We start from the raw sequence: 26,179 nt of genomic DNA on the forward strand, positions 1-26,179 counted from the left end.
CGTCACATCCCCTTCGGCGGGACGATCTGGATGTAGACCGCCGTGAGGACGAAGTTCACGATGAACAGCAGCGTGAACGTGATGACGACTGCCTCGTTGACCGCGTCACCGACGCCCTTGGGGCCGCCCTTGGCGTTCATCCCCTTGTAGGACGCGACGATCGCGGCGAGGAAGCCGAAGACCAGGGCCTTGATCATGCCCTGGTAGAGATCGGGCAGCTGGGCGAGCGCAGAGAACGACGACACGTACGCGCCGGGCGTCCCGTCCTGCAGCACGACGTTGAACACGTAGCCGCCCGCGACGCCGACCACGGTCACCAGGCCGTTGAGGAAGACCGCGACCAGCATGCAGGCCAGCACGCGCGGGACGACCAGGCGCTGGATCGGGTCGATGCCCAGCACCATCATGGCGTCGAGCTCCTCACGGATGCGTCGCGCGCCGAAGTCCGCGGCGATCGCGGACCCCGCGGCCCCCGCGATGAGCAGCGCCGTGGCGATGGGCCCGGCCTGCTGGACGACTGCGAGCACCGCGGCCGAGCCGGTGAACGACTGGGCGCCGAACTGCTTGATCAGGCCGCCGGTCTGCAGCGCGATGACCGCACCGAACGGGATCGCGACGAATGCGGTCGGGACGATCGTGACCTTGACGATGAACCAGGCCTGGACCAGGAACTCCTTGAGCTGGAACGGGCGCCGGAACAGCGCCACCATCACGTCCAGCGCGAAGGCGAACAGGTTGCCGGCGACCCGTGCGGGGCCGGTCAGGACCGCAGTGCTCACGCGGCACCACCGGCAGGGACCTGCTCGGCGCTCGGCTCGAAGGAGCCGGCGGGCGGGACGACTCCGTTGTCACGGCACCAGGCACCGGGCTCGCGCTGACCGCGGCGCGGACGGCCGTCGGAGGTCTCCAGCTGCATCGGCACCGGCGGGAGCGGCGGCATCGCAATGCCCTGCTCCGCGGCCAGCTCGTCGGCGTCCTTCTCCTCCGACATGCCGATCGGTCCGACCGTCTGCGCGTTGAGGAACTGCGCGACGACCGGCTCCTCGGACGTCAGCAGCATCTCGCGCGGGCCGAACATCGCGAGGTGCTTGTGGTAGAGCAGGCCGATGTTGTCGGGCACCTTGCGGGCGGTGTTGATGTCGTGGGTGACGATCAGGAACGTCGCGTCGATCTGGGCGTTCAGGTCGATGAAGAGCTGGTTGATGTAGGACGTGCGCACGGGATCGAGGCCCGAGTCGGGCTCGTCGATCAGCAGGATCTCCGGATCCAGCACGAGGGCGCGGGCCAGGCCGGCGCGCTTGCGCATGCCGCCCGAGATCTCGCCGGGGAGCTTGCGCTCCGCGCCGACGAGGCCTGTGAGCTCCATCTTGTCCATCACGATCGTGCGGATCTCGGACTCGGACTTGCGGGTGTGCTCACGCAGCGGGAACGCGACGTTGTCGTACAGATCCATCGAGCCGAACATCGCACCGTCCTGGAACAGCACGCCGAAGAGCTTGCGGATCTCGTAGAGCTCCTTCTCCTTGCAGTTCGCGATGTCCACACCCTCGATGAAGATGTGTCCGGAGTTGGGCTTGAGCAGGCCGATGAGCGTCTTGAGGAAGACCGACTTGCCGGTGCCGGACGGGCCGAGCATCACGGAGATCTCGCCGGCGGGCAAGGTCAGCGTGACGTCGTTCCAGATCGTCTGGCTACCGAACTTCTTCGTCAGACCCTCGACGACGACTTCAACGCCCACGGACGGCCCCTCCTTGCTCACCGTGGCCCACCGGCTGCTGCCGGCAGAGCTCCCACATCCTCGGCGCGTGTGACCGCAGACACAGGTGCAACGAGGATCCGCGTCGAAAGTTACGGATCACGTCCAACTGTGACTCGGAGTTAACACCCGAGGACTGGCCGAACATACCCCATGTAACTTCGAGTGACAAACGTGACCCAGGCCACGGTGAGACAGGGCCGATCGACCCCGGGCATGCCAAAGGCGCCCCACCCCGAAGGGAGGAGCGCCTCTGGAAAGAGCAGCTAGCCGTGTGTCACTTGACGGTGACGCTGGCGCCGGCGGCCTCGAGGGCCTCCTTCGCCTTGTCGGCAGCTTCCTTGTTGGCCTTCTCGAGGACGGGCTTCGGAGCACCCTCGACGAGGTCCTTGGCCTCCTTGAGTCCGAGACCGGTGATCGTACGAACTTCCTTGATGACCTGGATCTTCTTCTCTCCAGCGCCTTCGAGGATGACGTCGAACTCGTCCTGCTCGGCAGCGTCGTCGGCAGCAGCGCCACCGGCGGCGGGAGCCGCAGCCACGGCGACCGGGGCGGCCGCGGTGACGTCGAACGTGTCCTCGAACTCCTTCACGAACTCGGAGAGCTCGATGAGGGTCATTTCCTTGAATGCATCCAGCAGATCAGCGGTGCTGAGCTTCGCCATGGGGGCGTCCTTCCGTTATTGAGACCCCGAGGGGGTCCCGATGTGAATCGGGCTTTCAGCCCTCGGTCGTCTCGGCGTCGGTAGACGCTTCGACAGGAGCGGCGTCGGCGGGTGCCTCGGCCGGAGTTTCAGTAGCCTCGTCGGCCGCGGGGGCCTCCTCGGCGACAGCGACGGGCTCGGGGCCCGCAGCCAGGATCGACGGATCGCTCTCGGCCTTCGCCTGCAGGGCACCCAGAACGCGGGCGGCCTGCGACAGCGGGGCGGCGAACAGCGACGCGGCGCCCGACAGGCTGGCCTTCATGCCACCTGCGAGCTTGGCGAGGAGGACCTCGCGCGACTCGAGGTCGGCCAGCTTGTTGATCTCCTCAGCGGAGAGGATCTTCCCGTCGAGGAAGCCTCCCTTGATGATGAGGGGCGTGTTCGTCTTCGCGAAGTCACGCAGACTCTTCGCTGCCAGCACCGGATCGCCCTTGATGAAGGCGATCGCGGTCGGACCGGTGAGCAGCTCGGTGTCGAGCTCCACGCCTGCGTCCTTGGCGGCGATCTTGGTCAGCGTGTTCTTGGCGACGGCATAGTTCACGTCTTCACCGAGCGAGCGCCGCAGTTCCTGCAGCTGCTTCACGGTGAGACCGCGGTACTCGGTGAGGACAGCGCCGCTCGACTGACGGAAGTTGTCCGCCAGCTCCGCAACAGCGGCTGTCTTTTCCGCGTTTGCCATGGGTCTCCTTCCAGCACATGGGTCATACCTAGACTGCGATCCCATGTGCGTACACGGGCCCGACACGAAAAAACGTCCCGGGCACAGGGCCACGGGACGCATCTTGCTGCATCTGGATCGTGAACCTGCGCGGGCCGCCCTCTCGGGCGCTTCGGGCAGCTCATGAGAACTACCTGCCAGCGGTCTTCGGCACTTCCAGAATAGGGCACCGGGGCGGCGGAACCAAATCGCCCCCGAACGGCACCGGCCCCCTGGCGACGCTGTGGGCGTCGGCAGGGGGCCGGGCAGGTGGTACGAAGGCTCAGGCCTCGTCGACCGCGTAGTTCTTCGTGCGGCTCGGATCGACCGGGATGCCCGGACCGTTGGTCGTGGAGACCGTGATCTTGCGGACGTAGCGGCCCTTCGAGCTGGCCGGCTTGATGCGCAGGATCTCGTCGAGCGCTGCACCGTAGTTGTCGGCGAGCTGCTCGGCGGAGAACGACGCCTTGCCGATCACGAAGTGCAGGTTGGCGTGACGATCGACGCGGAACTCGATCTTGCCGCCCTTGATGTCACCGACGGCCTTGGCCACGTCGGGCGTGACCGTGCCCGTCTTGGGGTTCGGCATGAGGTTGCGGGGGCCGAGCACGCGACCCAGGCGACCGACCTTGCCCATCATGTCCGGCGTCGCGACGACGGCGTCGAAGTCGAGCCATCCCCCGTTGACCTTGTCGACCAGCTCGTCGGCGCCGACGTAGTCAGCACCGGCCTCGCGGGCAGCCTCGGCGTTGGCGCCGGTGGCGAAGACCAGGACCCGTGCGGTCTTGCCCGTGCCGTGCGGGAGGTTGACGGTGCCGCGCACCATCTGGTCGGCCTTGCGGGGGTCGACACCGAGGCGGATCGAGACGTCCACCGTCGAGTCGTAGTTCTTGCTGCCCGACTCCTTGGCCAGGGTGGTGGCCTGGAGCGGGGTGTAGAGGTTGTCCTTGTCGATCTTCTCGGCGACCTCGCGGTACGCCTTGCTGTGCTGTGCCATCTCTGGTGTTCCTTCGTGTGTGTGAACCAGTCGTGGTCTGTACGGGCCCAGCTGGCCCTGCCACTAGTGGTGCGGTGTGCTGGAGGAGATCAGTCCGTCGTGACGCCCATCGAGCGCGCAGTGCCCTCGACGATCTTCATGGCGGCGTCGATGTCGGTCGCGTTGAGGTCCGGCAGCTTGGTCGTGGCGATCTCGCGGATCTGGTCCTTCGTGATCTTGCCGACCTTGTCCGTGTGCGGGACGGCCGAACCCTTCTGCAGACCGGCAGCCTTCTTGATCAGCTCAGCCGCGGGCGGGGTCTTGGTGACGAAGCTGAACGTGCGGTCTTCGTAGATGGTGATCTCGACCGGGATGACGTTGCCACGCATGGCTTCTGTGGCCGAGTTGTAGGCCTTGCAGAACTCCATGATGTTGACGCCGTGGGGGCCGAGCGCGGTACCGACGGGCGGTGCCGGGTTGGCCATACCGGCCTGCAGCTGCACCTTGACGATGGCTGCGACTTTCTTCTTGGGAGGCATTTCTCGGGTCCTTGACTGATGGTTGGTGCGTGTACGTGAACCGGTGGGCTCAGGTGCTTCGCTCAGACCTTCTGGATCTGGGTGAAGCTGAGCTCGACCGGCGTTTCGCGGCCGAAGATCTCCACGAGGGCCTTGACCCTCTGTGCATCGATGTTGATCTCGGTGATGGTCGCGTGCAGCGTGGCGAACGGTCCATCGACGACCATGACGGAGTCGCCGACCTCGAAGTCGGAGAACTCGACCTTGGCGGCCTTCGCCTGCTGCTGATCGGAGACGTCTGCCGCAGTTGCGACTTCGGCCTCCACTGCCGGGGCGAGCATGCTCTCGACCTCGGCAAGACTGAGGGGGACGGGCTGGTGGGAGTTGCCCACGAATCCCGTGACCGACGGGGTGTGGCGCACGACGCCCCACGACTCGTCGGTGAGGTCCATGCGGACCAGGACGTAACCGGGAAGGACGGTGCGCTTGACGAGCTTGCGCTGACCGTTCTTGATCTCGGCGACCTCCTCGGTCGGCACGACGACCTCGTAGATGTAGTCCTCGGCGTTGAGCGAGGTCACCCGGTTCTCGAGGTTCGACTTCACACGCTTCTCCATGCCGGAGTAGGTGTGAACCACGTACCAGTCACCGATCTGGTTGTGCAGACGGTCCTTGAACTCCTGAAGCGCGTCGACGACGGGCTCCTCGGCGTCCTCGGTCTCGCCGTCCTCGGCGCCGACAGAGTCCTCGGCGTCGGTGGCGGCGTCGACGTCGGCCTCGTCAGCCGCGGTGTCGACCTCGTCGGTCGTCTCCTCGGCGTCGGGCGCGTCGACATCGGCCGCGGCGGACTGCTCGTCCGCGTCGACGTCGATGTTCTCTTCGTAACCTTGAGTCACAGTGATCCTTTGGAGAATTGCTTAAGCGAAGATGGCGAAGGCTGCCTTGCCGAACCCGTAGTCGAGTCCGGCGACGATCGCCATCATGACGAGCACGAACACCAGCACGACCCAGAAGTAGTTGACGACCTGGGGGCGCGTCGGCCAGACCACCTTGCGGAGCTCGGCGATCACCTGGCGGTAGAACGTGATCGGCGAGGTGCGCTTGCCGGACGTGCCGGCCAGCTCGTGACGATCGCTCACGTGGTGCTCCTTGGTCAGTGTTCGTTTCGGTGCAGCGTGGTCATGTTGCGCAGGGCACGAGGGACTTGAACCCCCAACCTTCGGTTTTGGAGACCGATGCTCTACCAGTTGAGCTAGTGCCCTTCGGTCAAATTCGCCGAACCGCGAGCCGAACGAGGGCATGACGATTCAGAGTGAAAATTCACCGGTGGGTCAAGTGTACGTGGTGGGGTGTGCCGCCGTCGAACCGAGGCACGCAGGTCCGCCCGCCGGCTGGCAGGATGGATGACGTGTCCGACCCGGTTGAAGGCTTCCGTCCGGTCGCCGCCCTGCCCAAGGCCCATCTGCACCTGCACTTCACCGGCTCGATGCGGCACGGGACGCTGCTCGAGCTGGCCGAGCGCGACGGCATCCGTCTGCCCGCGTCGCTGACCGAGGAGTGGCCGCCCGAGCTGAGCACGGCCGACGAGAAGGGCTGGTTCCGGTTCCAGCGGTTGTACGACGTCGCCCGGTCGGTGCTGCGGACCGAGGACGACGTGCGGCGTCTCGTGCTGGAGGCCGCGCTCGACGACGCCGCCGACGGCTCGGTGTGGACCGAGATCCAGGTGGACCCGTCCGGCTACGCCTCCCGGTTCCACAACATGACCGAGTTCACCGACCTGGTGATCGACGCGGTGCGGGACGCCTCGGAACGCGCAGGCATCGGGATGGGCGTCGTGATCGCCGCGAACCGGACCCGGCACCCCCTCGACGCCCGCGCGCTGGCGCGCCTGGCCGCGCAGTACGCAGGCCGGGGCGTGATCGGCTTCGGTCTGTCCAACGACGAGCGGCGCGGCGACACACGCGAGTTCGGTCCGGCGTTCGCGATCGCCGAGCGCGCCGGTCTCGCGCTCGTCCCCCACGGCGGCGAGCTGCGCGGCCCCGCCCACGTCACCCAGTGCCTGGACCACCTGCACCCCTCCCGCCTGGGCCACGGCGTCCGCTGTGCGGAGGACCCGGCCGTCCTGGACCGGGTCGCCGACAGCGGCGTGGCCCTCGAGGTGTGCCCGACGTCCAACGTCTCGCTCGGGGTCTACGCGACCTACGAGGAGGTGCCCGTCCGGATCCTGACCGAGGCCGGGGTCGACGTCGCCCTCGGCGCGGACGATCCGCTCCTGTTCGGCTCACGCCTGGCCGCCCAGTACACGATCCTGCGGGCCGCCCAGGACTTCTCGGACGTCGAGCTGGCCGAGCTCGGCCGGATGTCGATCCGGCGCTCGTACGCACCTGCCGAGCTGGTCCAGCGCTCGCTCGCCGGGGTCGACACGTGGCTCGAGACTCCCCCGGACGACGGTCGATGAGCACCCTCCGGCCTCCCGCGGAGAGTGCGCCCGGCGCCACGGCGTCGCTCGTCCTCGGCACCTGCGCGGTCGCGGGTGTCGTGCTGGTCGTCCCCCTGCTGCTCGGCCCCCTGGCCTGGTACCTCGGCGCGTCCGCCCAGCGCGAGGTCGAGCGGGACCCCACCCGGTGGTCGGGCGCGGGCGCCGCGCGTGCCGGCATGATCCTCGGGATCGTCGCGTGCGGCCTCCTGGTGGCGACGCTGCTGCTGCTCGTCCTGGCCCTCACCGGGCTCACGATCGTCCAGGGCTACGAGTCGGGCTACTGAGCACCGGGCTGTGGGACGCTTGGGCACATGAGCGAGGACGAGCCCAGACAGCCGCAGCAGGATCCACCGCACCAGCCCAACTGGGGATCGGCCTATCCGCCGCCCGGGCAGCAGCCCACGCCCCCGCCGGGCTACGGCTATCCCCCGCCGGGCCAGGCGCCCCCGCCGGGCTACGGCTACCCCCAGCCGGGCTACGGCTACGGCCCGACCGCGCCCAAGCACCCCAACGCGACGACCGCCATGGTCCTTGGCATCGTCGGCGTCGCGGGCGGGCTGATGTGCTGGCTGCCGCTGCTCGCCTCACCGTTCGCGTGGTTCTTCGGACGCAAGGCGATGCGGGAGATCGACGAGAGCCACGGTCAGCTCCAGGGCCGCAGCGAGGCCAAGGCCGGATTCGTGCTGGGCATCATCGGCTCGGTGCTGCTCGCGCTGGCCATCGCGTTCATCCTCCTGCTCATCGTCCTGTCGCTGACGATCGACGACTTCTGGGACGACTCCGACAGCGGCACCTACAACACCATGGTGCGCTCGGCGTTCGCGACGCTCGGCACCCTCAGGGCCTGAGGCCTACAGCGAGCAGCCGATCATCACCGGCTCGTTGACCAGCCGGATGCCGTAGGCCTGCTCGACCCCGTCCCGGACCTCCCGGGCGAGGTCGAGCAGCTCGGCCGTGCTGCCACCGCCCCGGTTGGTCAGCGCGAGGGTGTGCTTGGTCGACAGGGACACGTGCTGGTTGCCGTGGCCCTTGGCGAAGCCCGCGTGGTCGATCAGCCACGCGGCACTCGTCTTGACCGTCCCGTCCGGCTGCTCGAAGCGCGGCGCGCCGGACGGAAGGGCGGCGGCCTGCTCGGGCGTCAGCAGCGGGTTGGTGAAGAACGAGCCCGCGCTCCACGTGTCGTGGTCGTCCGGGTCGAGCACCATGCCCTTGCCGCGACGCAGGCCGAGCACCGCGTCGCGGACGTCGGCCGCGGGGGCCCGGCCGCCGACCTCGACGCCGAGCGTGCGGGCGAGCTCGCCGTACGCGACGGGGGCGCCCAGGTCTCCCAGGGCGAGCTGGAACGTGACGCTCAGGACGACGTGGCGCTGGGGCTCGGCCTTGAACCGGCTGTGCCGGTAGGCGAAGCCGCAGTCGGCCGCCGCGAACGTGCGGACGCGGCGATCGTAGCGGTCGTAGGCGCGCACCGACGCGATGGTCTGGGCGACCTCCTGACCGTACGCACCGACGTTCTGGATCGGCGTCGCGCCGGTCGAGCCGGGGATGCCGGACAGCGCCTCGACACCGACCCAGCCCTCCTGGACCGCGCGGGCCACGAGATCGTCCCAGGGCTCCCCCGCCGCGACCGTGACCATCGCGCCGCTGCACGCATCGACGTCCACCGTGACGCCGCGGGTCAGCACCCGCACGACGGTGCCGTCGAATCCCTCGTCGGCGACGACGAGATTGCTCCCGCCCGCCACGAGCAGCAGGGGGTCGGCGGCCTCGTCCGCGATCCGTACGGCGTCGACGAGGTGGTCCTCGGTGGTCGCGTCGATCACGGCCCGCGCGGGGCCGCCGAGACGAAGCGTCGTCAGCTCGGCCAGGTCCATGGCCGCGACGCTAGCAGCGCGGGGCGAGGCCGCTGCGGGACGGTCGGGGAACGACGAAGGCCCCCACGAGCCGAAGCAGTGGGAGCCGTCGTGCGAAGGACCTGAGGTCAGCGCGTCTCGCGGTGCGTCTGGTGCGTCTTGCAGCGCGGGCAGAACTTCTTGAGGTCGAGACGATCGGGATCGTTGCGACGGTTCTTCTTCGTGATGTAGTTGCGTTCCTTGCACTCGGTGCAGGCCAAGGTGATCTTGGGACGAACGTCTGAGCTCTTGCTGGCCACGGGGTGCCTCTTCTGATCGATGATGCTGGGGTCTTGCCTGTGCAGTTTGCGGTAGCTGGGGCGGGACTCGAACCCGCGACCCCACGATTATGAGTCGTGTGCTCTAACCACCTGAGCTACCCAGCCGCGACGGGCACGAGTTGCCTCGTGCCCGACGGACTCTTCATGTTGCGAGTCCTGAGCCCCTTTACGGAATCGAACCGTAGACCTTTTCCTTACCATGGAAACGCTCTGCCGACTGAGCTAAAGGGGCAAGCCGACAAGCAAAGATACCCGGTCGCACCCCCAGACACGAAATCGGGGGTACCTGGTGCAGGATGATCGCCATGACAGCCCGCCATCCCAACGGTTTCCGGTTCAGCGACGAGTTCATCAACCGGTGGACCAGGCTGCTCGTCATCGCGCTGTTCGTCATCACGGGAGCCGGAATCGCCCTCGGCGTCGCGAGCGATGCGGACGGCGCTCCGGGCTGGTTGGGCGCGGCTGCCGCGGTGGTGCTGGTGCTCGGCGTCGCCGGACCGATCATCGCCTCCGCGGTGCTCGGGGGCGAGGCGATCCGCCGGGGCGGGGGTGTCATCGGGGCGCTGTTCGCCGGCGGCCTGCTCGCCGGGGCGAGCGGAGCGGCTCTCGAGATCCCGTGGCTGATGTGGGGCGGCGGCATCGTGCTCGCGCTCGGCATCGTGGGCTTCTGGGTCATCGGCTGGATCGCGAAGGTGCCGATGTACATCGGCCTGCCCGGCGCCCACGGCAAGGTGATCCAGCGCGAGGACGACCGGCCCGAGGACCTGTTCGGAGGGGACGACCCCCGCTTGAGGGTCAAGCGCCCGCGGCGAGGGGGCACCGACGCGAGCTGAGGCAGCCGCCTCACCTCCCTGCGTCGACCGCCGCCCCGCTCATGTGCAGGACCTCGAGCGGCGTGACCGTCGGCTCGCCCGGTCGGTCCGCCGCCAGGACCGTGTCGACAGCCGGGTGGATCCGCTCGTCGAAGGCCGCGGCGCACGCCTCGACCGACTCCCACACGTCGATGTAGCGCAGGCCGCCGTCGGGCCTGCGGACGCACAGGTGGACGAGGCTCCCGGCCAGCGGCTCGGGTCCGATCTCGGCGAGGATCCTCTCGTACGTCGGCAGGTCGATCGGGACGTCCTGCGTGTAGGCGTGCACCATGGCCGCCACCTCATCTCGTTTGATCCGAACTGGTTTCGGGTGAATCCTGTTACGGTGTCACCGATGACCGAGCCCGTCAAGACCCGCCCCTATCGCTCCGCCCTGCGCGCAGAGCGCTCCGAGCGCACCCGCGAGGCGGTGCTGGACGCCGCCCGGGACCTGTTCACCACGACCGGCTACGCCGGCACGACCGTCCGCGCGATCGCCGACCGTGCGGGCGTCAACCCCGACACCCTCTACGCCGCGGTCGGGCGCAAGCCGCAGATCATGCTCGCACTGGTCGAGTCCGCGCTGTCCGGGCAGAGCGAGCCCGTCTCCGCACAGGAGCGGGACTACGTGAAGGCCATCCGTCAGGCCGAGCGCGCGACCGAGATGATCGACCTCTATGCCGCCGCGATCACGGCGATCCAGGTGCGCCTCGCGCCGATCCATGCGGCGCTGCAGGTGGCCGCCCTGACCGACAGCCACTGCGCCGACGTGTGGCGCCAGGTGGCCGAGCGCCGTGCCGCGAACATGATGCTGCTGGCCCAGGACCTGCGGGCCACGGGCGAGCTGCGCGGCGACCTCAGCGATCGACGGGTCGCCGACGTCATCTGGAGCATGAACGCCGCGGAGTACTGGGACCTGCTGGTCGTCCAGCGCGGCTGGTCACCCGAAGAGCTCCGCACGTGGCTCGCGGACGCCTGGAAGCGGTTGCTGCTGAGCGATCAGACGACCGCAGCGGCCAGCCGGGAGGGCCAGCGGGGGCCCTCGTAGATGAATCCTGTGTAGCCCTGCACCAGGTCGGCGCCCGCGGCCATCCGTGCACGTACGTCATCCGGTGTCGTGACCCCGCCGACGCTGATGAGCGCCAGCCGGTCCCCCACGCGCGCTCGCAGCCGGACGAGGACCTCGGTGGACCGCTCGGCCAGGACCGGCCCCGAGAGACCTCCGGCGCCCGCGGCCTCGATCGTCGCGCGGTCCGTGCGCAGCGACTCGGGGCGGGCGATCGTCGTGTTGGTGGCGCTGATCCCGTCCAGGCCCAGCTCGACCGCGAGGTCCGCGACCGCGTCGACGTCCGCGTCGGCGAGGTCGGGCGCGATCTTGACCAGCAACGGCACCCGTCCGGACGGGTTGCGGTCCGCGACGTCCTTGACGGCCGCGAGCAGCGGGCGCAGCTCGTCGACGGCCTGGAGGTCGCGCAGCCCCGGCGTGTTGGGCGAGGAGACGTTGACCACGAGATAGCTCGCGTACGGCGTCAGCAGCCGTGCGCTCTCGACGTAGTCCGCCACGGCGTCCTCGGGCGGGGTCACCTTGGTCTTGCCGATGTTGACACCGATCACGGCGTCGCGGCCGGCCTTCGTGCGGCGCAGGCGGTGCAGCCGCGAGGCCACCTCCGCGGCGCCCTCGTTGTTGAAGCCCATCCGGTTGATGATCGCGCGGTCCTCGACGAGGCGGAACAGCCGCGGACGGGGGTTGCCGGGCTGCGCCCGCGCGGTGACCGTGCCGATCTCGACGTGGCCGAAGCCGAGTGCGAGCAGCCCCGGGACGGCACGGGCGTTCTTGTCGAAGCCGGCCGCCAGCCCGAAGGCGTTGGGGAACTCCAGGCCCATCACGGTCCGCGGAGCGTACGTCTGCGGCAGCGCGAGCCGGGTCGCGAACCGGCCGGCGCGAATCGCCGCGAAGCCACGCTCGTGGGCCTTCTCAGGATCCATGGAGCGGAAGACGGCGTCGAAGAAGGCGCGATAGACCACGTCGCCAGCGTATCGGCCCCTCACCCTCGGGCCAGCACGTCCAGCCTGAAGTCCTCCTCGATGTGCTCGACGACCCTGACCAGGCCGTCGCACTCGACGATCTCGCGGTGCGCCTGGTCGCCCGTGCACGTCGCGGCCTCGAAGGGGTGCCGCCAGTGCACCAGGACGAGGTGCCCGTCCGGTGCCAACGTGTCCATGACGTGCGCGAGCACCTGCACGCGGCCGCTCGCCGACAGGTAGTAGAGCAGCTCGGACAGCACCACCAGGTCGAGCGGGCCGGTCGGCCAATCGTCCGGCACGGACTGCCGCTCGAACTGCACGTGGGAGCCGGGCACCCGCGTCCTGGCGCGGTCCAACGGGGCCGACACCGGATCGGTCGCGAGGAGGGTGTCGCACCGCCCCGCGAGCATCTCGGTCAGCGTGCCGATCGAGCAGCCCGGCTCGAAGCCGTGGCCGTACCGCTCCCGCGGGAGGCTCGCGACGGTCAGTGCGTGCTTGCGCCGCTCGTACTCGCGCTCCGCCAGCTGCCACGGATCGCTCGACTCCGCGTACAGGCCCTCGAAATAGTCTGCCGAGGTCACGCGGCCACCCCCTTGCGGCTACGTCGAACTGCCGGCTCTGCGCGGCCGGCACACCCACACCATGCCATCTCCGGGCACGGCGTGCCTAGTCGCTGCCGAGCCGCTCCTGGGCCATGGTCCGCATGGTGTCGGCGAAATCGGCGTCGTGCTCGATGAGCTCCTGCAGCGCGTCCTCACCCAGGCGCACCGCCGAGATCTGCGACGAGGCGACGACCGAGGCGTTGCGAAGGCGGTGGTTGACGAGGGCGATCTCGCCGAAGACGGCGCCGGGCCCGAGGGTCGCCAGGGTCTGACCGCCCTTGCGGATCTCGACCGTGCCGTCGAGCACGATGTACGCGGAGTCGGCCGGCGTCGACTCCATGATGATCGACCAGCCTGACGGGATGTTGACCTGCGTCCCGACCGTCGCGATGCGGGTGATCGCGTCGCTGTCGAAGTCGGTCACCCGGGTGAGGCGGTCCACGACCTCGGGGTCGGCCTTGGGCTTGCGGAGCATGGGAGTTCCTTTCGTCGCGGCGCGGCGCGCCGTGAGATGTCGGATGCTTTGCCACACGGTAACCGCCGTCACGGCTACCTTGTGTGGCGTGAGCGAGCGTTGGAGCATCGACCGGCTGCTCGGTCCGCCGGACCAACCCGCAGGACGGCTGCGCGTCCGGGTCCAGCTCCTCCTCACGACACTGCTGATCCTGACCAACGTCATCGGCGCCGCGATCGTCTTCGGCCTGACCTTCCTCATCACCCCCGGGGGCGGGCCGGACGCGTCCTATCTCGCCGCGCTGGCCATCGCGGTCCCGGTCTACGTCGCGACCGCCGTCGTGGTCGGGGCCACCCTCATCACGGTGGGCGCGCTGCGGGCGCTGCGCTGGGTCCGCGAGGACGACGTCCCGACCCCGCAGGAACGCCGCACGGCCCTGCGCATGCCGTGGCGCATGACGCTGATCCAGCTCGGCCTGTGGTTCTGCGCCAGCGTCGTGTTCACGGTCATCGCCCTCGTGATGCAGCCCGAGGCTGCGCTCAGCGCGCTGTTCGCGGTGGGCATCGCCGGCGTCGTGGTCAGCGCGATCGCGTACCTGATCACGGAGTTCGTCCTGCGGCCCGTCGCGGCCCGCGCCCTCGCCGGACGGGCCGCCCACGACGAGCTCGGCGTGGGAGTGGAACGCAAGATGGTCGTCTTCTGGTGCCTCGGCACCGCCTCCCCCGTGCTGGGGCTGGTCGTCGCGTCGGTCATCGCCCTCACCCGCGACGACATCGACATCGACCGCCTCGCGTACGTCATCCTCGGCCTGGCCGCCGTCGTCCTCGTCTTCGGCCTCCTGGTCACGGTGCTCAACGCGCGCTCGATCGTCGCACCCATCGAGTCGGTGCAGGCCGCCCTCTCGCGGGTCGGCGACGGCGACCTGGACGTCGAGATCCGCGTCGACGACGGCACCGAGCTCGGCCTGCTGCAGTCCGGCTTCAACGAGATGGTGCACGGCCTGCGCGAGCGCGAGCAGATCCGTGACCTGTTCGGCCGGCACGTGGGGCACGCGGTCGCCCGCGCCGCGACGACCGGACGTGTCGAGCTCGGCGGCGAGACCCGGATCGTGTCCGTCCTGATGATCGACCTGGTCGGCTCCACGTCGTACGCGACGAACCGTCCGCCGGCCGAGGTCGTGGACATGCTCAACCGGTTCTTCGCGATCATCGTTGAGGAGGTCGACCGGCGCGACGGCCTCGTCAACAAGTTCATGGGCGATGCGGTGCTCGCGATCTTCGGGGCTCCTGCGGACCTGCCCGACCACGCGACCGCCGCACTCGAGGCCGCGCGGGTCATCGCGGGCCGCATCGCGCGCGAGATGCCCGAGATCGGCGCGGGCATCGGGGTCTCCACGGGTCAGGTCGTCGCCGGCAACGTGGGTGCCCGGTCCCGTTTCGAGTACACCGTGATCGGCGACGCGGTGAACTCTGCCGCGCGGCTCGAGGAGCTCGCCAAGGACGTGGACGGCGGCGTCCTGGCGGCTGCGGCGAGCCGGGAGGCAGCGGGCCCGGCCGAGCAGGAGCACTGGACCGAGCACGACCGCATCGTGCTGCGGGGGCGAGCCGAGCCGACGTCGACCGTACGACTCGCGGACCCGGTCAGTGCGGCCGATTCCCCCTACGCCGCCAAGCAGCAACGAGCATCCGAGCCGGTCGAGTGACGCACTGTCAGAACCCGCCAACCGATTCCTGAAAGCGCCCACACCCAGGCCCTCTTCGTGAGAGGGTGACACCAATTCAGAATCGTGAACTGCGCGCAACTGCTCGAGAGCTTGGCTGCCGACCACGACACCCTCTGGCCTCTCCGAGAAGAAGTGAGCATGAAGAGATTCCTCGTGGTCTTCGCGATCGTTACGTGCCTATTGGCCGCCCCCCCCAAGCAAGTTCCGCGGCGAAGTCACGAGGCGATCTCGTCGTAATTGGAGACTCGATCTCAGACGCGGCGTTCTTCAAGACACTGGGCGGGAAGCCCGATCAGATGTGGTGGGCAAAGCTCGGCCGTAAGACGCGAACCACTCCCCGCGTGTACGCCGAACGCGGGTCGGGATACACCCGGCCCGGCAAGTGCGTCACCACAACAATTGGCCAACGCATCGGCCGCAAAGCCATGGCCACGCGGATGAACAAGGCCAAGATCGTGGTCATCGCCGCAGGCGTGAACGACTACCGCAAGTGCGTTTTCCGGGCCGATGGCACCTACTATCTCGCCCCGACATCTGGCGAGGAAGTCGAGGAGGCGATCTCCGCGGCCTTCGATGAGCTTGACGCTGCGGTCACCTACGAAGCGAAGGTGATCATCACGGCTCCGTACGGGTCCCGCCCCGAGCTCAAGCAGTACCGGGAACGTCTTGTCAGATCACTCCGGGCGCACTCCGAAGAGCACGGCTTCCAGTATGTTGACACCGCGCACGGCACCCTCTGGGGCAAGTCCAAGTCCAGGGACCGCATCCATCCCACCGCGAAAGGCATGCAGCGCCTCTATCGCGACATCTACATGAAAAGCAACCTCCGCAAAAGGTTCCGGTAGCGCCAGGACCGCACGGCCATCCGGGTAACCTGTGAAGTCGTTGACAAGGTCAACTGCGAGGTTGCGCCGAGGAGCACCACATGAGCAAGTACCAGATCCGCGACGCCCAGGGCGAGGTCCTCGCCGAGGACACCTTCGACACCTTCGACGACGCCAACGTGTGGGCGACCGAGCAGGACGCCGAGCCCGGCTGGACGATGTTCCAGCAGATGGGCGGCGACTGGGTGCCGGCCCGCCACGACCCGCTGCCCGACTAGCAGCGGTCCGGTCGGTGGGACGATGCTCGCCATGACCGATGACTCGAGGTCGTGGGAGATCGCCCGGCGGCTGTACGCCCTGCCGCGCGCGGACTTCATCCCTGCACGCAACGCCGAGGCCCGCGAGCTGAAGGGCTCGGACGGCGACCTCGCCCGCGCGGTCGCCACGTGGGGCAAGCCCACCGCCGCCGCCGACCTGGTCAACCGGCTGGTCCGGGCCCGGGCCGACCTGGTCGACGAGGTCGGCGAGCTCGGCCGGCGCCTGCGATCGGCCCAGCGCCGCTCCGAGGCCGCCGAGCTCCGGGGCCTCGACCAGGAGCGGCGCGCACTCGTCGGCCGTGCGGTCGACGCTGCACGAGCCGTCGCCGAGGACGGTGACGGCCACGCCACCGACGCCACACTTCGCGATGTCGAGCAGACGGTCTGGGCGGCCGTCGTGGACGCCGGCGCCTTCGCCGCGTTCCGGGCCGGCGTCCTCGTGCGCCCGATGGCGCCCGGCGGCTTCGGCGAGGTCGACGTCTCCGCGTCCTCGGCGCTGCCCGTCGAGGCGGACGAGAGCGCAGAGGACACCGCGCCGGTGCCGCCGCGGGCCCGCCCCGCCGCCGCGCAGAAGACGGAACCGCCCCGGCCGCCGTCCCCCACCCCCGAGCAGCTGGCGGCCCGCCGCAAGGCGCGCAAGGACCTCGACGCCGCGGCCCAGGACCTGGCGGCCGCGCAGCAGGCGTCCGAGGAGGCCGCCCGTCTCGCCGAAGAGTCCGAGCACCGCGCCGAGGACCTGCAGCGCGAGCGCGACGAGCTGCGCGAGCGGCTCGCCGATCTCGAGCGCGAGGCGCGCGAGAGCGTCCGCCTCGCGAAGGAGCAACAGGCCGCGCTGCGCACGGCCGAGCGCGAGCGTCGTACCGCGGTCGCCCGGCACGAGCGAGCACAGCGCCGTCTCGAGCAGGCCGAGGACGTCCGCTGATTCGAGTCGACACCGGGTTTGACCGCCGGGTCAGCGGGGTACTCGCGCCGCCATGATGACGATGTTGGGCGCCATGACGACCACACCGGTCCTGATCACCGCGGAGATCGCCTCCGGCCTCGGGGCCGCCATGTCCACGACCCTGGGCCGCCCGGGTCGCGAGCGCCGCTCCTGGCTGCGGCCCGCGCACCACGTCCTGCCGGCGACTGGACGCACCGCATGAGCGACGAGACGCCTTCCCCCATCCAGCCGAGCGTCGAAGAGGTCGACGCCGAGGTCCGCGCCAAGCTGACCGGCCAGAGCGTGTCCGACATCGCCCAGCAGGCCGAGAGCGCCTACGCGACGATCAACGTACGGCTGACGGGCGAGCAGCTCGCGGACTACGCCGACGCGGTCAGCAACGGCGCGGCCTTCGACATCACGCAGGCGGTCGAGCGCTCGTCCTGAGCCTCGGGCACCGTCCATTCCTCGTACGACCCCGACTCGCCGCCCTTGCGGGCGACGGAGGACTTCGAGCGTCCCTTCTGCGCGGCGGCGTTGGAGATCCGGGCCGCCTTCTCCTTGGACGCGCCCTGTTCGCGGAGCTCCTCGTACATCTCGGGCTTCTTGAGGCTCGGGGCCTTGTCGTCCTTCGGCATCGCACTCTCCTCGTCGTGTCGTGGCCGCTGTCGTGGTGTCGGGCATACCCGGTTTCAAGCCGGGGCACTCAGGGCACCTGAACGACATGACTTCTGACAACGGATCCACCCAGTTCCCCGAGCAGCAGCAGACCCCTCCCGGCCGGACCGACGCGATGGATCCGCTCCCCGACCACGGCGAGGAGAGCTACCGCGGCACCGGACGACTGAACGGCCGCCGCGCCCTCATCACCGGCGGCGATTCAGGCATCGGCCGTGCGGTCGCGATCGCCTACGCCCGTGAGGGTGCCGACGTCGCGTTCACCTACCTGGCCGAGGAGCAGGACGACGCCGACCAGACCAAGGCGCTCGTCGAGGCCGAGGGTCGTACGTGCCTCGCGATGATCGCCGACCTGCGCGAGCGCGAGACGTGCGACCGGGTGATCGAGGAGACCGTCGCGGGCCTCGGCGGCCTCGACATCCTGGTCAACAACGCGGGCTACCAGATGGCGCGCGAGTCGAGCCTCGCGGAGATGACCGACGAGAACATCGAGCGCACCTATCGGACCAACCTGTTCCCGGTCCTGTGGCTCGCCCGTGCCGCCGAGCCGCACCTGGCCGCGGGCTCGTCGATCATCAACAACTCCTCGATCCAGGCCTTCGACCCGTCGGTGACGCTGCTGGACTACGCGTCCTCCAAAGCCGCGATCAACAACCTGACGGTCAACCTCGCGGCTCAGCTCGGCCCCAAGGGCGTACGCGTCAACGCCGTCGCACCCGGTCCGATCTGGACGCCGCTGCAGCCTGCGACGCAGTCCCCCGAGAAGGTCGCCCACCTCGGTGAGGAGACACCGCTCGGCCGTGCGGGGCAGCCCGCCGAGGTCGCCCCCGCGTTCGTGTTCCTCGCCTCGGAGTCCGATGCGAGCTATGTCTCGGGCACCGTGCTCGGCGTGACCGGCGGCAAGGCGGTGTTCTGAGTGATGAGCACCTCACCCGACCGCCCCCTGGCCACGCCGCGTCCCGGCGATCCGGACCACCAGCCCAACGATCCCGAGGTCGAGGGCAACCCGGTGACCCATCCGAACCCGGCGGAAGCGCCGCCGAGCGACTGAGTCGGGTTTGCGCGGCTCCCTTGTCGGGTACCTCGCCACTCAACGCACGTACGCACGACAAGGGAGCAGCATGAGCGAGAACGACAGCAAGGGCCTGGCAGGCAAGGCACGGGACCTCGCGGGAGAGGTGGCGCACGAGGTCAAGGCGGCCATGGCGCCCAAGGACCTCATCCCCGGCACCCCGGGCAGCGGCACGCCCAGCCTCGAGGAGCCCACCGAGCCCCGCGAGCCGCTGCCGCCCAAGCCCGCGCAGCACGGCCCCATCCCCCACTCGCCGACCGGCGCCCCGTCCAAGGACGGCGAGCTCGCGGCCGCCCAGCAGGGCGCGCACCTGACGACGGCGACCGGCGTGCCGTTGCGCGACACCGACCACTCGCTCAAGGCCGGACCCCGCGGCCCGGTCCTGCTGCAGGACCACCACCTGCGCGAGAAGATCATGCACTTCGACCACGAGCGCATCCCCGAGCGCGTGGTCCACGCCCGTGGCGCGGCAGCGCACGGCGTCTTCCGCTCCAACGGCGCTGCGTCCGAGCTGACCAAGGCCGCCTTCCTCGCGGAGGGCGCGACGACGCCGGTGTTCACCCGCTTCTCGACCGTCCTCGGCTCCCGGGGATCGGCCGACACGGTGCGTGACACCCGCGGCTTCGCCGTGAAGTTCTACACGACCGAGGGCAACTTCGACCTCGTCGGCAACAACATCCCGGTGTTCTTCATCCAGGACGCGATCAAGTTCCCCGACGTCATCCACGCCGGCAAGCCGCACCCGGACGTCGAGATCCCGCAGGCGCAGAGCGCCCACGACACCTTCTGGGACTTCGTCTCGCTGCACACCGAGGCCCAGCACCACGCGATGTGGAACATGTCCGACCGCGGCATCCCGCGCTCGTACCGGATGATGGAGGGCTTCGGCGTCCACACGTTCCGGCTCGTCAACGGCGAGGGCGCGACCACGCTGGTCAAGTTCCACTGGAAGCCGCGTCTCGGCGTCCACTCCCTGACGTGGGAGGAGGCACAGATCGCTGCGGGCGTCGACCCGGACTTCCACCGCCGCGACCTCGCCGACGCGATCGAGGCCGGTGCGCACCCCGAGTGGGACCTCGGCGTGCAGGTCTTCCCCGACACCCCCGAGCAGATGTTCGCGGGCATCGACCTGCTCGACTCGACCAAGATCATCCCCGAGGAGCTGGCTCCGGTGCAGGTCATCGGCACCATGACGCTCAACGCCAACCCGGGCAACTACTTCGCCGAGACCGAGCAGGTGGCGTTCCACGCGGGTCACTTCGTGCCCGGCATCGACGCGACCGACGACCCGCTGTTCCAGGGGCGCCTGTTCTCCTACCTCGACACGCAGCTGACCCGTCTCGGCGGGCCGAACTTCAACCAGATCCCGATCAACCGGCCCCACGCACCGGTCAACGACATGCTGCGTGACGGCTTCCACCAGGACGCGGTCCACACGGGGATCGCGCCCTACAAGCCGAACTCGCTCGACGGCGGCTGCCCGTTCCTCGCCGGCGAGGACATGAGCGGCTTCATCGACGTGCCCCAGCCGGTCGAGGCCTCGGTCAAGGTGCGGGAGAACCCCGCGACGTTCGACGACCACTACAGCCAGACGCGGCTGTTCTACCGGAGCCTCACCGCGGTGGAGCAGGCGCACGTCGCGCAGGCGTACACGTTCGAGCTCGGCAAGTGCTACGAGCAGGCGATCAAGGAGCGTCAGCTGCAGGCACTGGCCAACATCGACGCCGAGCTGTGCGCGACGGTGGCTGCCGGTCTCGGCCTGCCCGCGCCGGAGCCGACCATCGCCCTGACCGACGAGACGCCCAGCCCGGCGCTGTCCCAGATCGGCGGCACCTGGCCGATCGATGGACGGCTCGTCGGCATCGTCGTCCCCGACGGCCTGCAGGACCTGAGCGACGTCCGCACCGCGCGTGACGCCATCTTCGCGGCCGGCATGGTGCCGCTCGTGGTGGCGTCCAAGGGCGGCATGCTGACCGACGGGTCCGGTGACCCGATCCCGGTGCAGCGGACCTTCCTCACCGTCCGCTCGATCGAGCTCGACACGATCCTGCTGGCCGGCGCCCCCCTCCCCGGCCTGGACGCGAACCCGGCCGTCGACGCCAAGGGCGCTGCACCGAGCGTCGGCATCCTGGACCCGCGCGTCGCGCTCATGGTCCAGGAGGCGTACCGGCACGGCAAGGCGCTCGGTGGCTGGGGTGACGCCGCCGAGGTTCTCGAGGCCAGCGGCCTGCCCGCAGCGCCGGCCGGCGTCTACATCGGTGATGACGCGGCTGACGTCGTGGCCAACGTGATCACGCTGCTCGGCGCCCACCGCGTCTGGGAGCGCTTCCCGGCCTGAGTGAATCGAACCCCGCTGGGCCTGACGTTTCTGCGTCAGGCCCAGCGGGGTTTGTCATTCCCCGCGCTGGTGCGGGGGTGGTGAGCGGAGGACGGGGCCCGGTGAACCCGGCAGGTTGAACTCGCCACCCGCGCGCCAGCGCCTGATGCCGCGCCCCACGCGCAGTCCGCCGAAGATCATGAGCCACGTCGGCAGAACGTACGAAAACAGATTGGCGCCGACAGAGAGGCTCCCGAACGCGTTGAGAGCCCCCAGGACCACAAATCCCAGCCCGAACCATGCGCTATTGGTGAAGACGCGCTCCTCCCGGCGCTCGCGCGCCTCCTCGGCGTCGTACACCCAGCGCTGCCACCACGTCCGCTTGCGAGTCACGACTGCCCCGTCCCTCGTGCGTCGTGCGACCGGCCCATCGATACCTGCTCTGTCCCCATGGGCGCCCCTCGATCGTGTGAGTAGAGGCTGGCGCACGGCTCTGGGCGGCGCAACATTTCGCCGTATGTCGGTCAGCCGGGGCGACGCCTTTGACGCGGTCGCGAGGCCGACCTCATGAGGTCGGCGTCTAGGGTAGGTCCGTGAATTTCTCCCCGCGCGCCCTCTCGTCTGCGCTGGCCGTGGTCGGCGCCAGCCTGGTGCTCGGGGGCCTGACCTCGTGGGCACAGGGCGTGCTGCCGGATGCGCTCGAGTCTTTCGCCAACTCACCATCCGGCTGGACGGCGCTGACCGCACTGCTCGTCGCCGCGACGCGGCCGTCGCTGACTCGAGGCGCGGTGCTCGGAGTGGCCTCGTTCGTTGCGCTGGTGCTGGGCTACACCGTCGCCTCCGAACTGCGCGGGCTCACCTACGACCCGGCGTTCTGGAGCGTGGTCGGCATCATCGCCGGCCCATTCGTCGGCATCGCGGCCGCCGCGGTCGTGGGCCCCCACGCCACCCGCGCCGCGCTCGGCGCGGGCGCCCTCGCGGGTGTGCTGATCGCGGACGGCATTTACGGGCTGACCGAGGTCAGCTCCAGCACCAGCCCGTTCTACTGGACCCTGTGCCTCGTGGCCGGTGCAGCCTTGATCGCAATCATGGCCACCCGCTTGCGCACGTCTGCCGCCGCGGCAGGCGTCGTCGCCAGCGCCGTGGGGGCCACCGGCGTGCTGAGCGTGGGGTACGTCGTCCTCAACGGGGTGTATTGACCCCGCAACGGCCTGCCTCGTGCGGGCGGCTGCTCGACGCCATCAGCGCCAGGACGTCGTCAGTTCTTCAACAATGCGAACGTAGCCAGCGCATGCACCAGTGACTTGCCATCCTGCTCAACGTCCGCCTCGCACACAACGAGACTGTCCCCGCGCTTGCGCACCTGGGCTGTGACGACGAGCCGACCGGGCTCGCCAGGGTGCAAATAGGTGAGCGTGAGCTGACTGGTGACAGGGCTCTCGCCCTCGACGGCACCTCGGATGGCTGCGCCCATCGTCGCGTCGACCAGAGTGGCAAGCAGGCCCCCGTGAATAGTGCCCGCCGCGTTGAGGTGCCGGTCATCGGCATCCAAGGTCAGCGTCGCCCGCCCGTCACCTGAGTCGGGAGAATTGGCGCCGATCGTCGACATGAAGTTGTGCTTGTTGTCAGTCACGAGAGGTCTGTTACCCCCGGCTCCACACATGATTCACGCGACGTTCGCTCCGCGATGCCGGATGTAGAAGGGTTGTCGACGATGCGCGGGTGAGTAAGGTGCCGCGTATGCCCATCAAGCTGGAGAACGTCGGCATTGCCGTCCGCGATCTCGAGGCGGCGATCGCCTTCTTCACGGACCTGGGGCTCACCGTCCTGGGCCGTGACACCGTCAGTGGAGACTGGGCTGACACTGCCGTCGGTCTCGACGGCAACCATGCCAGGATCGCCCTGCTGCAGACGCCGGACGGCGAAGGCCGGCTCGAGCTCTTCGAGTACATCCATCCCGACGCGATCGAGACCGAGCCCACCCAACCCAACGAGATAGGCATGCACCGCGTCGCCTTCTCGGTCGATGACATCGACGCAGCCCTCAAGATCGCTGCGCGCCACGGCTGCCATCCGCTGCGGGGCGTGGCTACCTACCGGGACCTCTACAAGCTCTCCTACGTCCGCGGCCCCAGCGGCATCCTCGTCATGCTCGCGGAGGATCTCACCAAGACGTGAACTCGGTCAGGTGCGCCTTCTCCGGGAGAGGAGCACGAGGGGTATCGCGATGAGGATGATCCCGATGAGGAAGCAGACCGCTGCCGCTGCGAAGAGCGAGACCCCGATCACTGCGATGATCGGGAACTTCGCGCCGATCGACGCGTCCACCGCGACGGCCGGCCTGGTGTCGGCGTTCATCACCACGAAGGTCCAGTCACCGCCGGAGGGTTTCCACGTCAGGTCGAGCCGCCCCGACCCGCTGGCGGTGGCGTCCCAGAAGTCCTCCGACTGCGGCGGAGCAGGGAGGACGGTCCCGGGCTGGTGGCGGAAGACCGGCTTGCCGTCGTGCAGGTCGACGAAGATGTCGTGCGGGACGTCGGCAAGGTAGCGCCGGACCTCCTCGGTGGGCCCCACCCCGACGAAGAGGTCACGGCCCGTGAGCGAGCGCACCTCGAGCTTCGTCTCACCCAGGATGTTGTCCGGGAGGACGCTCTCGGGCCCGTCGCCCAGGTCGAGGTTCTCGGAGGTGATCGCGGCAGCCGAGCTGGTGAGCACCTTGGTGTCGCTCATCAAGAACTCGTCGTCGTCCTCGAGGCTCACATCGAGGACGGCCAGCGCGGCGCCGCCTGCGAAGAGGGCCAGGCTCGTGGCGAGGGCGACTGACCCAGCGACTGCTGAGAGCACCTTGGGGAGGGTCCAGTCCTTCGTCCTCGCCCCGTCATGCTCCCCCTCGGCCGTTACGGCAGCTGACGCCGCATCCACGTGCTCGGGCTCGGGCTCGGGCTCGGTACCGCCCTGGTCGAGCGCGAACGGGGGGTAGCGGTCGGTCATGAGCAGGACGTAGGCGGCGAGCCGGTAGACCCACCTGTGCAGGCCCATGACGAAGTCGAAGATTCCCGCGGGATAGTGACGACGGAAGAGCAGGACCACGGCCGCCACCAGGACCAGCACCCCGATGAGCCCCACCTGGGGCGTCCACGGAAGGTCGCTGTCGGTGGAGTAGGTCCCTACGCCGACGAAGAGCCCGACCACCAGGTAGTGCGGGATCGCGAGCAACCACCACTTGACCAGGACGAGGCCGCGGGAGAGGCGCTCGGGTCGCGGCAACACCAGACGCGCGGGATAGCTGGGGTCGTCACGCAGCGAGAACGGTGGGTAGCGGTCGGTCCCCAGCGCCCCGTACCCGTAGAAGCTCACGCGCCAGGACCAACGGAGCACCCCGACGTTGAAGTCGAAGAGCGCACGCGGGTATCTCCCCGTCACCAGGATCGCGAAGAAGGCCAGGAAGGTGAACACGCCGACTGTCAGCCACAGAAAGAACAGCACGATGTAGTGCGGGATGAGCAGGAGCCACTTGACCAGCCAGAGCGCCCGACTCGCCTGGTCCAGGTTTCCTTCGAGACGCAAGGGATGGATGACGGTGGCTGAGTCCGTGGCCATGGTTCCTCGATTGCCTAGATGGGCATGGGGGGTTTCCTAGGAGAAGCCTCCGCACCCGGTGGCGGAGTCACCAGAGGCCTCCGGCCACGAGTCCCGGGAGGCTAAGGTCCCGGGCGCAACGGATGACAAACCGGCGGTGGGGCCGCAGGATCTCGGTGTCCACACCGCGTTGAAAGACCCCGCGGTCGCAGGAAGGAGTGTCAGTGGGCACCCCTAGATTTGAGGTATGGCCACCAGCACAGCACCGACGACAGAGGATCTGTCCGACGTCGTGCGCTGGCAGGCCCGAGCCGAGGCGTACGCGATCGGCCGGATGGTCGACTATCGCGACGCGGAGATGGCACGGACTGCACTGATCGAGTCGTCGCTGCGGCGCAAGATCGAGCGATCCGCGATCGCGCTGACGATCGGCGAGGCGACTGGGATGTCGGAGGCGCAGATCCACCTACGGCTGTCGATCGCCGACCGCGTGCGCGAGAAGACGCCCCTCGTGTGGGAGGCATTCGTCGACGGGCTGATCGACTTCTCTCGGCTCCGCGACATCAGCGCGACCATCGAGAAGCTGCACCGCGAAGAATCCATCGCCCGCCTCGAGAGTCGGGTCATCGGCTACGCGACCAGCCACACCGGCGCCGAGCTGCGGCAGTGGCTGCGCCGGTTCGTCCAGCGTGTCGAGGCCGACCTCGCGATTGAACGGGCCGAGACCGAACGCGCCGACCGGCACGTGACGGTCACTCACGGGGATGACTCGATGTCCTGGCTCAACGCCTACCTGCCGTCCCACCAGGCAGCCGCCATCGAAGCCCGCCTTCGCAAGGACACTCGCAAGCCGGTCGAGCCCGATGACGACCGCACGGTCGCTCAGCGCGAGGCGGACCTGCTCGTCGCTTGGTGCACCAGCTCGGACGCCGCCACCTCAGCCGTTGACGCGAACATCGCGGTCACCGTCGGGGCAGACGTCCTCGCCGGTGCGACACCGGGGTTCGCGGAGTCGACCGACGGGGCCTGGGCTGTCCCGGCCCCTTGGCTTGCCGAGGTGATTGCGACCGGGAGCACGTTCTGGCACCGCATCGTCGTCGACCCGGTCACCGACGACGTCCTTTCGCACGAATATGTTGGCCGGTTCGCACCCGACACCCTCGCGGTTGCCCTGCAGTTCCTGCACGGGGTCTGCCAGGCACCCGGCTGCAGGGTGCCCTCGGGGCGGTGCGATCTCGACCACCGAATAGCCCACCCGGTTGGTCCCACCAGTGGCGACAACATGGGACCGCTGTGTCGAAGACACCACAACCTCAAGAGCCACGGCCTGCTCCACTGGTCGACCAGCCCACCGCAACCACCACCCGAGCCCCTCGTCATCGAGCTCTACCCACCGACGCCCTCCATCGAGATGGAGTACGTCGCGGCCTGACCCGAGCCGGACCGCGGATACACGGACCCACCAGTCCGTACCAGGATCTGTGGGGCCCGCTGTGCACACCTCCGCCCGCTGTGA

Annotated in this window: 34 protein-coding genes, 3 tRNA genes and 1 pseudogene; 17 read left to right on the forward strand and 21 right to left on the reverse strand. The window is 69.1% G+C overall.

Annotated elements, in window-relative coordinates:
• Positions 1-2: 2 nt before the first annotated feature.
• The 9 genes from GEV26_RS15145 to GEV26_RS15185 all read right to left on the reverse strand — a co-directional run bounded on the left by GEV26_RS15145 (position 3) and on the right by GEV26_RS15185 (position 5,912).
• Positions 3-779 carry an MlaE family ABC transporter permease gene (locus GEV26_RS15145; RefSeq protein ID WP_243838778.1) on the reverse strand — a complete coding sequence of 259 codons (777 nt, stop codon included), beginning with the start codon at positions 777-779 and terminating at the stop codon, positions 3-5.
• The gene (locus GEV26_RS15150) at positions 776-1,738 is read right to left on the reverse strand and encodes an ABC transporter ATP-binding protein (RefSeq protein WP_153654393.1); all 963 of its coding nucleotides are present in this window, start codon (positions 1,736-1,738) and stop codon (positions 776-778) included. Before GEV26_RS15150 ends, GEV26_RS15145 begins: the two co-directional genes overlap by 4 nt.
• A 295-nt stretch (positions 1,739-2,033) precedes the next feature.
• Positions 2,034-2,420, reverse strand: a complete 387-nt coding sequence (rplL, locus tag GEV26_RS15155) for a 50S ribosomal protein L7/L12 (RefSeq protein WP_153654395.1) — start codon at positions 2,418-2,420, stop codon at positions 2,034-2,036.
• A gap of 55 nt (positions 2,421-2,475) precedes the next feature.
• Positions 2,476-3,138 (reverse strand): 50S ribosomal protein L10, encoded by a 663-nt coding sequence (rplJ, locus tag GEV26_RS15160; protein WP_153654396.1) that lies wholly within the window; start codon positions 3,136-3,138, stop codon positions 2,476-2,478.
• Between the two features lie 301 nt (positions 3,139-3,439).
• Entirely contained in the window at positions 3,440-4,153 is a 714-nt protein-coding gene (gene rplA / locus GEV26_RS15165) for a 50S ribosomal protein L1 (RefSeq protein WP_153654398.1), read from the reverse strand.
• An 89-nt stretch (positions 4,154-4,242) separates the two neighbouring features.
• Positions 4,243-4,671 carry a 50S ribosomal protein L11 gene (rplK, locus tag GEV26_RS15170; RefSeq protein WP_153654400.1) on the reverse strand — a complete coding sequence of 143 codons (429 nt, stop codon included), beginning with the start codon at positions 4,669-4,671 and terminating at the stop codon, positions 4,243-4,245.
• Positions 4,672-4,733: 62 nt separating this feature from the next.
• The gene (gene nusG / locus GEV26_RS15175) at positions 4,734-5,546 is read right to left on the reverse strand and encodes a transcription termination/antitermination protein NusG (RefSeq protein WP_243838779.1); all 813 of its coding nucleotides are present in this window, start codon (positions 5,544-5,546) and stop codon (positions 4,734-4,736) included.
• A 21-nt stretch (positions 5,547-5,567) separates the two neighbouring features.
• Complete coding sequence (gene secE, locus GEV26_RS15180) at positions 5,568-5,789, reverse strand: preprotein translocase subunit SecE (RefSeq protein WP_173490728.1); 222 nt, start codon at positions 5,787-5,789, stop codon at positions 5,568-5,570.
• Positions 5,790-5,839: 50 nt separating this feature from the next.
• A tRNA-Trp gene (locus GEV26_RS15185) sits at positions 5,840-5,912 on the reverse strand.
• Positions 5,913-6,058: 146 nt separating this feature from the next.
• Here GEV26_RS15185 and GEV26_RS15190 point away from each other — a divergent pair.
• Genes GEV26_RS15190 through GEV26_RS15200 form a run of 3 tightly spaced genes read left to right on the forward strand, consistent with a single transcriptional unit; the run spans position 6,059 to position 7,977 of the window.
• Complete coding sequence (locus GEV26_RS15190; RefSeq protein WP_279586744.1) at positions 6,059-7,108, forward strand: adenosine deaminase; 1,050 nt, start codon at positions 6,059-6,061, stop codon at positions 7,106-7,108.
• The gene (locus tag GEV26_RS15195; protein WP_153654404.1) at positions 7,105-7,413 is read left to right on the forward strand and encodes a DUF4190 domain-containing protein; all 309 of its coding nucleotides are present in this window, start codon (positions 7,105-7,107) and stop codon (positions 7,411-7,413) included. Before GEV26_RS15190 ends, GEV26_RS15195 begins: the two co-directional genes overlap by 4 nt.
• A 27-nt stretch (positions 7,414-7,440) precedes the next feature.
• Positions 7,441-7,977, forward strand: coding sequence for a DUF4190 domain-containing protein (locus GEV26_RS15200; protein ID WP_153654406.1), 537 nt, complete (start codon positions 7,441-7,443; stop codon positions 7,975-7,977).
• 3 nt (positions 7,978-7,980) lie between these two features.
• On the opposite strand, the pseudogene GEV26_RS15205 reads toward GEV26_RS15200, so the two are convergent.
• From GEV26_RS15205 to GEV26_RS15220, 4 genes and pseudogenes are all read right to left on the reverse strand, one after another.
• Positions 7,981-9,024, reverse strand: a pseudogene (locus GEV26_RS15205) (UDP-N-acetylmuramate dehydrogenase); the annotation flags it as partial.
• Between the two features lie 83 nt (positions 9,025-9,107).
• Positions 9,108-9,278: a 50S ribosomal protein L33 gene (rpmG, locus tag GEV26_RS15210; RefSeq protein WP_108579795.1), complete on the reverse strand. Its 171-nt coding sequence runs from the start codon at positions 9,276-9,278 to the stop codon at positions 9,108-9,110.
• A 52-nt stretch (positions 9,279-9,330) separates the two neighbouring features.
• Positions 9,331-9,404 (reverse strand) — tRNA-Met (locus GEV26_RS15215).
• Positions 9,405-9,458: 54 nt separating this feature from the next.
• Positions 9,459-9,531, reverse strand: a tRNA-Thr gene (locus GEV26_RS15220).
• A 73-nt stretch (positions 9,532-9,604) separates the two neighbouring features.
• Here GEV26_RS15220 and GEV26_RS15225 point away from each other — a divergent pair.
• Positions 9,605-10,132: a hypothetical protein gene (locus tag GEV26_RS15225; RefSeq protein WP_153654409.1), complete on the forward strand. Its 528-nt coding sequence runs from the start codon at positions 9,605-9,607 to the stop codon at positions 10,130-10,132.
• Between the two features lie 10 nt (positions 10,133-10,142).
• Here the strand turns inward: GEV26_RS15225 and GEV26_RS15230 are convergent, their stop codons facing one another.
• Positions 10,143-10,442, reverse strand: a complete 300-nt coding sequence (locus GEV26_RS15230; RefSeq protein ID WP_153654411.1) for a hypothetical protein — start codon at positions 10,440-10,442, stop codon at positions 10,143-10,145.
• Between the two features lie 63 nt (positions 10,443-10,505).
• Here GEV26_RS15230 and GEV26_RS15235 point away from each other — a divergent pair, with 63 nt between their 5' ends.
• Positions 10,506-11,198 (forward strand): TetR/AcrR family transcriptional regulator, encoded by a 693-nt coding sequence (locus GEV26_RS15235; RefSeq protein ID WP_153654412.1) that lies wholly within the window; start codon positions 10,506-10,508, stop codon positions 11,196-11,198.
• Here the strand turns inward: GEV26_RS15235 and GEV26_RS15240 are convergent.
• The 3 genes from GEV26_RS15240 to GEV26_RS15250 all read right to left on the reverse strand — a co-directional run bounded on the left by GEV26_RS15240 (position 11,150) and on the right by GEV26_RS15250 (position 13,252).
• Positions 11,150-12,175, reverse strand: a complete 1,026-nt coding sequence (locus tag GEV26_RS15240) for a quinone-dependent dihydroorotate dehydrogenase (protein WP_153654414.1) — start codon at positions 12,173-12,175, stop codon at positions 11,150-11,152. The genes GEV26_RS15235 and GEV26_RS15240 overlap by 49 nt on opposite strands.
• A gap of 20 nt (positions 12,176-12,195) precedes the next feature.
• Positions 12,196-12,756 carry a class I SAM-dependent DNA methyltransferase gene (locus GEV26_RS15245; RefSeq protein WP_153654416.1) on the reverse strand — a complete coding sequence of 187 codons (561 nt, stop codon included), beginning with the start codon at positions 12,754-12,756 and terminating at the stop codon, positions 12,196-12,198.
• Positions 12,757-12,841: 85 nt separating this feature from the next.
• Positions 12,842-13,252 carry a cyclic nucleotide-binding domain-containing protein gene (locus GEV26_RS15250; protein WP_194839885.1) on the reverse strand — a complete coding sequence of 137 codons (411 nt, stop codon included), beginning with the start codon at positions 13,250-13,252 and terminating at the stop codon, positions 12,842-12,844.
• Between the two features lie 88 nt (positions 13,253-13,340).
• Between GEV26_RS15250 and GEV26_RS15255 the strand changes: the two genes are divergently transcribed.
• The 6 genes from GEV26_RS15255 (at position 13,341) to GEV26_RS15280 (ending at position 17,464) form a co-directional block, all read left to right on the forward strand.
• On the forward strand, positions 13,341-14,933 hold the full coding sequence (locus tag GEV26_RS15255) for an adenylate/guanylate cyclase domain-containing protein (RefSeq protein ID WP_243838780.1): 1,593 nt from the start codon (positions 13,341-13,343) through the stop codon (positions 14,931-14,933).
• 194 nt (positions 14,934-15,127) lie between these two features.
• Entirely contained in the window at positions 15,128-15,799 is a 672-nt protein-coding gene (locus GEV26_RS15260) for an SGNH/GDSL hydrolase family protein (RefSeq protein WP_194839887.1), read from the forward strand.
• Positions 15,800-15,879: 80 nt separating this feature from the next.
• Positions 15,880-16,056, forward strand: coding sequence for a hypothetical protein (locus GEV26_RS15265; RefSeq protein ID WP_153654420.1), 177 nt, complete (start codon positions 15,880-15,882; stop codon positions 16,054-16,056).
• Between the two features lie 31 nt (positions 16,057-16,087).
• Positions 16,088-17,017 (forward strand): hypothetical protein, encoded by a 930-nt coding sequence (locus GEV26_RS15270; RefSeq protein WP_153654422.1) that lies wholly within the window; start codon positions 16,088-16,090, stop codon positions 17,015-17,017.
• 73 nt (positions 17,018-17,090) lie between these two features.
• Entirely contained in the window at positions 17,091-17,240 is a 150-nt protein-coding gene (locus GEV26_RS15275; RefSeq protein WP_153654424.1) for a hypothetical protein, read from the forward strand.
• Positions 17,237-17,464: a hypothetical protein gene (locus GEV26_RS15280; RefSeq protein WP_153654426.1), complete on the forward strand. Its 228-nt coding sequence runs from the start codon at positions 17,237-17,239 to the stop codon at positions 17,462-17,464. Before GEV26_RS15275 ends, GEV26_RS15280 begins: the two co-directional genes overlap by 4 nt.
• Here the strand turns inward: GEV26_RS15280 and GEV26_RS15285 are convergent.
• Positions 17,398-17,655: a DUF7218 family protein gene (locus GEV26_RS15285; RefSeq protein ID WP_153654427.1), complete on the reverse strand. Its 258-nt coding sequence runs from the start codon at positions 17,653-17,655 to the stop codon at positions 17,398-17,400. The genes GEV26_RS15280 and GEV26_RS15285 overlap by 67 nt on opposite strands.
• 86 nt (positions 17,656-17,741) lie before the next feature.
• On the opposite strand from GEV26_RS15285, the gene GEV26_RS15290 reads away from it, so the two are divergent.
• The 3 genes from GEV26_RS15290 (at position 17,742) to GEV26_RS15295 (ending at position 21,105) form a co-directional block, all read left to right on the forward strand.
• Entirely contained in the window at positions 17,742-18,611 is an 870-nt protein-coding gene (locus GEV26_RS15290) for an SDR family oxidoreductase (RefSeq protein WP_153654429.1), read from the forward strand.
• Positions 18,612-18,614: 3 nt separating this feature from the next.
• The gene (locus GEV26_RS18165; protein WP_255489025.1) at positions 18,615-18,746 is read left to right on the forward strand and encodes a hypothetical protein; all 132 of its coding nucleotides are present in this window, start codon (positions 18,615-18,617) and stop codon (positions 18,744-18,746) included.
• A gap of 70 nt (positions 18,747-18,816) precedes the next feature.
• The gene (locus tag GEV26_RS15295) at positions 18,817-21,105 is read left to right on the forward strand and encodes a catalase (protein WP_153654432.1); all 2,289 of its coding nucleotides are present in this window, start codon (positions 18,817-18,819) and stop codon (positions 21,103-21,105) included.
• A 54-nt stretch (positions 21,106-21,159) separates the two neighbouring features.
• Here the strand turns inward: GEV26_RS15295 and GEV26_RS15300 are convergent, their stop codons facing one another.
• Positions 21,160-21,477: a hypothetical protein gene (locus tag GEV26_RS15300; RefSeq protein ID WP_153654434.1), complete on the reverse strand. Its 318-nt coding sequence runs from the start codon at positions 21,475-21,477 to the stop codon at positions 21,160-21,162.
• Between the two features lie 200 nt (positions 21,478-21,677).
• Between GEV26_RS15300 and GEV26_RS15305 the strand changes: the two genes are divergently transcribed.
• Positions 21,678-22,283: a DUF6518 family protein gene (locus GEV26_RS15305; RefSeq protein WP_153654436.1), complete on the forward strand. Its 606-nt coding sequence runs from the start codon at positions 21,678-21,680 to the stop codon at positions 22,281-22,283.
• 59 nt (positions 22,284-22,342) lie between these two features.
• Here the strand turns inward: GEV26_RS15305 and GEV26_RS15310 are convergent, their stop codons facing one another.
• A complete protein-coding gene (locus GEV26_RS15310; protein ID WP_208430977.1) occupies positions 22,343-22,717 on the reverse strand; it encodes a PaaI family thioesterase in 375 nt (124 codons plus the stop codon).
• A gap of 107 nt (positions 22,718-22,824) precedes the next feature.
• On the opposite strand from GEV26_RS15310, the gene GEV26_RS15315 reads away from it, so the two are divergent.
• Complete coding sequence (locus GEV26_RS15315) at positions 22,825-23,262, forward strand: VOC family protein (protein WP_153654438.1); 438 nt, start codon at positions 22,825-22,827, stop codon at positions 23,260-23,262.
• 6 nt (positions 23,263-23,268) lie between these two features.
• Here GEV26_RS15315 and GEV26_RS15320 read toward each other — a convergent pair whose 3' ends face one another.
• A complete protein-coding gene (locus GEV26_RS15320) occupies positions 23,269-24,684 on the reverse strand; it encodes a DUF4389 domain-containing protein (RefSeq protein WP_153654439.1) in 1,416 nt (471 codons plus the stop codon).
• A 226-nt stretch (positions 24,685-24,910) separates the two neighbouring features.
• On the opposite strand from GEV26_RS15320, the gene GEV26_RS15325 reads away from it, so the two are divergent.
• On the forward strand, positions 24,911-26,095 hold the full coding sequence (locus GEV26_RS15325; RefSeq protein WP_153654441.1) for an HNH endonuclease signature motif containing protein: 1,185 nt from the start codon (positions 24,911-24,913) through the stop codon (positions 26,093-26,095).
• Positions 26,096-26,179 lie beyond the last annotated feature (84 nt).

The organism is Aeromicrobium yanjiei (assembly GCF_009649075.1).
Classification (GTDB): Bacteria; Actinomycetota; Actinomycetes; order Propionibacteriales; family Nocardioidaceae; genus Aeromicrobium; species Aeromicrobium yanjiei.